Consider the following 7,636-nt stretch of genomic DNA (forward strand, 5'->3'; position numbering starts at 1 on the left):
CAAAAGGGTTCTCTTTCTTCAAAAAATTCAGAAATTAATTATCAAACTCACGTTTAGATATTCAGAAAGACCTAATGTCCGTTAGTGTCCTTTGGACGGGCACAAACTAAAAGTTTATGCTACGAATATGTTCACCTATTTATGGATTTTAACATAAATGCAAACTGGCGGTAACAGCCTTAAAATTGCGAAACTCACACTTGGGTGAAAGGGAGGCGGTGGAAACAATGAAACAAGCAGAAGGAAGTAAGCCTCGGATTACTGGACACAAATGCCAACCTCTTTACACTGCTTCGATAGCATGCGCCTTGTTGCTGCTGTCCTTGTTTACGATTGTCGGGTGCGGTCCATTGGTAACCACCGATCCACAATCTGGTCTTCCCTATGATGGTGCCACCACAGATGCAGTGTCTGCCAAGACATGGCCCGTGGAACGGACGCTCGTCAGCAACGAGGTCAATTGCATTGCGGCAGATGCAGACAACGTCTGGATTGCGACGGCGCGGGGAGTTACTCGCTGGGACCGTCAACAGGATAGGTGGCTTCACTATACAATGGAAGATGGGTTATCGAACGATATGGTGAATGCCGTTGCGGTGGATGGACAATGGGCCTGGTTCGCTACGGATGAAGGTGTAAGCCGCTACGATATGCAAACAAACACCTTTACAACCTTCCGAACCATTGACGGTTTAGCGAGTGATCAAGTCTCCTCAATTGCGGTGGATGGAAACTACGTCTGGTTTGGGACATCCGATGGGCTAAACCGTTATGACAAAACGATTGACAGTTGGGCAGTACGTACCCGGAAAGATGGCTTAGTCAGTAAAGTAATCACAACAATCGCTGTCGAGTCGGAGTATGTCTGGGTTGGCACCGATAGGGAAATAAACCCCGACCCGCACGGATGGGACGAGGATCCGAGATTCAGCAGAGGCGGTGTGAGTCGCTACCATCGAGATACCGATTCCTGGAATAACTATACGAAATCAGATGGCTTGATAGACAGCGAGATCGCTACGATTGCGGTGGACGATGATAGCGTTTGGTTTGGCACCCAGAAAGAGGGGGTCAGTCAATACAATCAGGTCGACCAGACCTTCATCAAAACATATACGAAAACGGATCTACTGAAAAGTAATATGATTACCTGTGTCCGAGCAGATGGATTCCAAGTCTGGTTTGGAACCGCCAACGCCGGTGTGCATCGGTTCATTAAGCCCGTCAACACATGGGTGCATTACACCAAAGCAGATGGATTATCCAGCAATCATGTGAGTTGGATCACGACACAGGGCAACGATGTTTGGTTTGGGAGTAAGGAAGATGGCGTCAGCCGATTTGATAAGGTGAGTGGCGAGTGGACGATTTACAAGCAAGGCGATTTTCTTGTGGATAACGATGTCCGAAATATAGCACGTGCCCCCGATGGAAACCTTTGGATGGCAACTGTCGCAGGGATTTCAATTTACTCTCCGCAAACGCGCAACTGGGAAATCATCTCCAGAGAAGATGGACTCCCGACTCCATACATTACGTCAGTATATATTAGTCACCAGGAAAAAGATTCTGATTCATCAGCGTCCTCTTTAACGGACAATCAACAACCGATAACCGACAACCATTCCCAGGTCTGGATTGGGTGCGATCGAGGGCTTGGCACGCGAGCATATTTAGGTGAAGAGTGGACATTCCATGTCCCACCTCAAACACAGACACAAGGCGAAGCTTTTGTGACATCGGTTGATGCTGGCACTGCATTGCAGAATCACCGGGTCTGGGTTGGTACGAGTTTCGGTCCCGCGGTGTACGATACACTTTCTTCGACTTGGACACAACTGGCACTGCCAGACACACCTAAAAACCCGCTCATATTATCCGTGCTTGCTCGTGATGAGAACGTCTGGTTTGGCGGTGCGGAGGGTGTTTGGCAATACTCAATCGCCGATAAGCAGATGCGCGGCATTGCTGATGGTCTTCCGAATCCGTATGTTAATGTGCTGCTTTCCACAGAACAGACGCTTTGGGCAGGCACACACCGAGGTGTCGCAAAATATGACAAGGCCCGTCAGCGTTGGATCCCGCTATCCTTTAATGACCAATTGGCGTCGCCTAATGTTACCGCACTTGCCTTTCAAGATGGTATACTCTGGATCGGTACACCCCGGGGTCTGGGAAGTTACACGATCGCTTCCGATTCTTGGAATTCGCTCTCAAACGTGCCTTATAACATTCGTGACATTCTGTGTGGGGAAACCGAGAAAACGGTTTGGCTGGCAACGGACACCGGTCTCGTTGAATATGACCCGCAGCGTGGAAGAGAAGCCCTACATCAATCTCGTCCGGTGCGGGAGCCGTTCCTTGAAACACTGGTTTCAAACATCAAGTTTGACGGCGATTACATCTGGTTCAATAGTTGGGGGGCTTCGCCGAACGGTGCCCTCGTGCGGTTTCATCGTCCAACGGCAACATGGCGGCGTTTCACACGCGTAGATATTTTGCAGTCTACTCAGAAAAGAGCCATGACGCTCGTGCGTTGGACGTATGTTGACACCGATGCCGTCTGGTTCACAACCGACTATGGGGTTCTCCGTTACGATAAAGCCATGGATACATGGCGACATTTCACGACAGAGGACGGTCTTTCTACAAACGATGTGGACAAGATTGCTGTGAGTGAACAGAGCGTCTGGGTCATTCCGATGATAGGTCTGGAATTGAGCCATTATAGTAAAGCGACTGGAACCTGGAACGTGATCGTTCCTGACGAAGGGACTCAGATTGAGCGCTTGAATGCAATCGGAGTTGATGGCCCGAACGTCTGGTTTGGATCTGGGCGCACCTTGAGTCGATACAATGAAATCACGGGTGAATGGAAAGATTTTGGACCGAGGGACGGACTTGCAGGCAGAGGCGCAGAGTGGATTACTGTAGATGACGATTTCATCTGGGTCGCACGCTCGGAGTGGGATAGAGATAGCAACCGCCCGTTGTCGCGATACGATAAAAAGACAAAGAAATGGACGACGTTTTCAACAAATGACGTTCTCGCTTCAAGAACGATTAGACGTATTATTGCCACAGAAAAAGATGTATGGATACTCTACAGACCCTGGGAGGATGCAGGCGTTACCCGATACGACAGGCGCACAAAGGAATGGACAACAATCCGATCCGGACGGGGAACGCTCGAACTTGCATCCGATGACGATTATTTGTGGTTAGCTGTCCCGAACGATGGGCTTCGACGCTTTCATTTTGCTTCGGGCACTTGGGCATCATTTAGAGATATCAAAGGATTGCCCCATAACCACGTGGGTGAGTATGGGCTTGCAGTCGATGAGGACTATGTATGGGTGGGAACCTTGCGTGGACTTTCCCGTTATGACAAACAGAAAGAATCTTGGACCCCTTTGACAGCACTTCCCACTCTCGTCGGACGCACCATTCGGACGGTAGACGCAGATGAACGTTTTGTCTGGGTCGGCACTGACGCAGGCATGTCCCGCTATGATAAGGTTTTAGGTATCTGGAAGAATTATCGACAGGAGGGCGGTTCTGAAAACATAGAAACCCACGGGGGCCATTGGCACCGGCATAGCAGAAAAAAGAAAGACTGCCTCTCCGATGACGTTGTAAGTTCTATTATGGTCGATGACCAATACGTCTGGGTCGGGACACGCGATGGGGCGAATCGCTTTGATAAGATAGCCCTGCGGTGGGATCAGTACAAAACTGAGCATGGATTGCCTGCGAATAATGTTACTTCTGTCAGCAGCGATGCCGATAGCATCTGGGTTGGGACGAACTCTGGGATCGGAAAGTATCCCCGCACAGCGGATGATCGCAATGCTTGGATTACTTACACGTCGGGAACCGAGATCCAACCTTCCGCTATATCCAAAGAGTTCGCAGAATCATTGGTTACCGATCAAATTTGGTGTATCACGGCGAGCAAGAAACACGTCTGGGTCGGGACACGCAGGGGGGTTAGTCAATATGACATCGGTCGGGATATCTGGAAGACGATTACAGTAGAGGATGGACTCGCGAGTGATGAAGTGAGTTGTATCGTGATTGATGGCGACAATGTCTGGTTCGGCAGCGACCGCGGTGTGACACTCTATAACGAAAAGACAGAAGTTTGGGCTGACTATACGACAGAAGATGGACTTGCCAGCAACAAAGTCACCTCTATTGGTGTTGATGGCACTGAAGTTTGGATTGGCACCTACAACGCCGGTGTCAGCCGCTTTGATCAGTTAACGAATAGCTGGACGACTTACACTCGAGAGGACGGTTTGGCACATAATGGTATCCTTTCCATGGCTGTAGACAGTCCGTTCGTCTGGTTTGGGACCTATCGTGGATTGAGCCGTTACGATAAACGCACGGGTATCTGGACAACCTTTACAGAATCCTATGGCCCTGAGGATATTTTGAGATAAGGAATAGTTATCAGTTATCAATTATCAGTCGTCAGTTACAAGAGGTTTTCGGTTAATCCAACCCTTCTTACTAATGTCTGGTGCCTGATGCCTGATGCCTCATAAGATATGGAAATAAACACAGGTAACCGAAAGTCCCGGATTCGTGCCCGTCATCCTTATAAAAATCTATTCTTGCTGTTAAAGGTCCTGCTCTGCTGCTCTCTGGCATTCCGCGCTGAGGCAGAGGATGCATACAGTCTATTTGGTAAGTTATTCCTATCCGGACGTGTCGAATACGATTTCACAAACAGGCGGAACTTCCTCGCAGATACAGAAGAGGAGCGTGTTAGGCAAGACAACTTCGATTTTGATCGGCTCTTTCGGCGCGGCTTTCATAGTGTCATGGTGATTGAGGAAACCGCAGGCAGTGTAAAAAATATCTTGAGTCTCGGAGAGGTCCCGACAACCTTCACAAAATTCACCTTCGACCAGATCGACCTCAGCGGTGTCCGTTGGGAGGTCCGTTCCAATCGCACCGATTGGACAATCCTCATGGTGCCCGGTTTACTCAACCGCCTGAACGGACGTGAAGGCAGAGGACAAAAATCGGGTATCGGCTTACGTGAAGTCACAAAATTCGGTAGATCCCAATTAGGTCTCTCTTGGTACTTCCGCGAGACACCCGTCTGGGCGGTAGACCTGGAAACCAATTTCACCAACTACGGTTTAAAAGCAGAGTTGGCTGTCACACCGAAGAGTGCGTTGCAGAAAAACTTAAGTTCACGTTTCGATGCAACGACAACAGTTCTCAAAGCATTCCAAACCGTTGGGGATACGATTTTTCAGGCGGAAGCGTATCGCGTCGGTCCGCGGTTCGATGCCTCCCGTTCCGTCGGTGATAACGATGACCAAGACCGCTACTCCGATAATACACCGCTCGATCCACCCTCCCTGATTATTCCCGGAGACCTCGATAAAAATAATAACGGCATCTTCGACTATGAAGATGACATTTTGCTTTTCGATGTCGATGAGGATTTCCTTGACGAAAGCGATCGGAACAATAACGGCATCCGAGATGAGGAAGAGAACGATAAGGATCCGAATTACGAATTCGATGTTGGACTCCAAGGCATGCGACTTTTCATGAACCGTAAAATCAGTCAACAAGCAAGTGTCGTCAACCTGGACCTTGGGTTACAGATCGAAGAAAACCTCAGACTCAGAAATACGCCATCCTCAACGAAAGCGTTTGGCAATCTGGTGTATCGGAAGGAACTTGCTCAGGCTTCTTCACTCGTTTTTGAAAATGAACTGAAACTGGTAAAAGACCGGATCCCTGACGAAACATGGTATTATGCCGGATTTTTGAGCGGAACGGAAGAAGGGTTGTATCGGGCGCAACCGGAAGTCCGTAAAATGGAAAGGGATGGTAATGTTGAGTTCTTCTATATTGATGGGGGTGTCGAAGTCGAAAAACGGCGCAGAGATCCATTACTGATGCAGAATGACTTGATTAACACTGCGAAAATCACGTATGAATACCTGGGAATCGAACGGATGGTCACGACGGCTCGCGCGAAGATTCAATACGACTACGATTTTGAAAAGGACAACCAACATTACGAGGTCGGTATCTTCAAAAGCTTGTACCGTTTGCGTCCTTCTAAGTCGCTGGAAATCAGTCCGATGTTCAAAACCACTGTTCGTAACGGTTTCCGAATGGCGGAGGATCGGCTTGAATACCTGTCCTTAATTGGGGAAATCGACGGTAGGGATGTCTCTCGTCGCCTTCGATTACGCGAAATTGAACGTGGGAATGTGCAAGATATGGCTTCGGCACTTATCCTCAAGGTTGTCTATCAGTTTACGAAAACCATCAAACTCACCGGTGGTGGTCAAATTCTCCTGTTCAACGATATGCTTAAGAATGACAACGACTTCGTCCGTCAGGCATTGTTGGCTGAAATGGAAAAGAGTTTTGTCGCTTACGAGAAACGTATGTTTCTGCATATTGGCGCGCGTTACATAGATCAGCGCGCTATCGGAGATGTGAACGACCAAAATTACATGGAAATTTTTGTGCGTGTCTTTGGAAAATTTTAATTATACCTTGCGGATAAATAACAAAGAAGGCAGAGGTTGGGATGTGATTAAGATCCCGCCGATGCCTCCAATCCCTTCTGTTGTACCCGCAAGGCTTGGAGTTCAGCGCGGAAAGTCTGCATATCGTTGACTCTTACTGCTCCAATAGCACTAATAACACGATCATAAGCGACTGCTCCAGCACCTCCAACGAACAATGGAATATGTTTTTGGAGTCCGCGCCGGAGTTTTTGCAATTCATTTGCCAAATGCGGGTCATCTGTGGGATAAATGACACTCACCCCAACAGCCGTTGCGGCATTTTGTACGGCACATCCCACAATTTCTTCAGCAGGCAGATTGGGTCCGAGATAGGTGACTTGCCACCCTTCTGCAGCCGCAGTTATTCCCGCAATTAACGCACCGATTTCGTGAAGCTGACCCCGCGGGGTCGCGATCACTAAGTTTGGCATTGAAGTAAACATCTCAAATCCTTGGCAAATATTGCCCAATAATGTTCGGACAACCTCCGTGGCAAAATGCTCGTGTGCGATCCGCAAAGCCCCTGCTCTCCACTGTTCACCAATTTCTCGCATCAGCGGTGCGACCAACTTTTCGAGGAAAACAGGCTGACTAAAGGCGGTCGAGGCACCCAAAAGGGTCGACTCGAGGGCTCGCGCTTGAAACTGTTTAACCGCTGCGACGCACGAAGCAATGTAAAGGCGCAGGGATGTTTCTTGCGAGACCACCTCTTTCGCGATTGCAGGAACCTGTCCAATCATCCCCTCTGTTCCAACGATCTCCAGAAGCTCATCAATAGGTAGCGTGGCTACACGTCCAATGCTATGTCCGGCCTCAGTTGCCAGGCGCAAGAACGTGAGTCGCGATATATCCGCATCAGAATAGAGACGACGATTCGTTTCGGTTCGCAGCGGTGTTACGACATCATATCGTTTTTCCCATGCCCGAATCGTGAACTGCGTTAACCCCGTCTGAATAGCAACGGTTTTAATACCATATTTGTGATCAGCCGTCATTAATCTTTCCCCTGTTTATTTTAGTTTCGTTTTCATTACACGTTTTTGCATCCAAATCCTACGATTTAATATAACATTCTGCAC

At 48.7% G+C, this 7,636-nt stretch carries 3 protein-coding genes; 2 read left to right on the top strand and 1 reads right to left on the bottom strand.

Annotation, left to right across the window (positions count from 1 at the left end; all coding sequences use genetic code 11):
* Nucleotides 1-227: 227 nt before the first annotated feature.
* Nucleotides 228-4,448 (top strand): hypothetical protein, encoded by a 4,221-nt coding sequence (locus F4X88_15990; protein ID MYA57781.1) that lies wholly within the window; start codon nt 228-230, stop codon nt 4,446-4,448.
* 108 nt (nt 4,449-4,556) lie between these two features.
* A complete protein-coding gene (locus F4X88_15995) occupies nt 4,557-6,536 on the top strand; it encodes a hypothetical protein (protein ID MYA57782.1) in 1,980 nt (659 codons plus the stop codon).
* Nucleotides 6,537-6,583: 47 nt separating this feature from the next.
* Here the strand turns inward: F4X88_15995 and F4X88_16000 are convergent, their stop codons facing one another.
* Nucleotides 6,584-7,552 (bottom strand): MerR family transcriptional regulator, encoded by a 969-nt coding sequence (locus tag F4X88_16000; protein ID MYA57783.1) that lies wholly within the window; start codon nt 7,550-7,552, stop codon nt 6,584-6,586.
* Between the last annotated feature and the right edge of the window lie 84 nt (nt 7,553-7,636).

This window comes from Candidatus Poribacteria bacterium, assembly GCA_009839745.1.
Classification (GTDB): domain Bacteria; phylum Poribacteria; class WGA-4E; order WGA-4E; family WGA-3G; genus WGA-3G.

Excerpts from the sequence above, each read along its gene's own strand:
- F4X88_16000 (MYA57783.1), bottom strand. The coding sequence starts at position 7,552 with ATGACGGCTGATCACAAATATGGTATTAAAACCGTTGCTATTCAGACG.
- F4X88_15995 (MYA57782.1), top strand. The coding sequence starts at position 4,557 with ATGGAAATAAACACAGGTAACCGAAAGTCCCGGATTCGTGCCCGTCAT.
- F4X88_15990 (MYA57781.1), top strand. The coding sequence starts at position 228 with ATGAAACAAGCAGAAGGAAGTAAGCCTCGGATTACTGGACACAAATGC.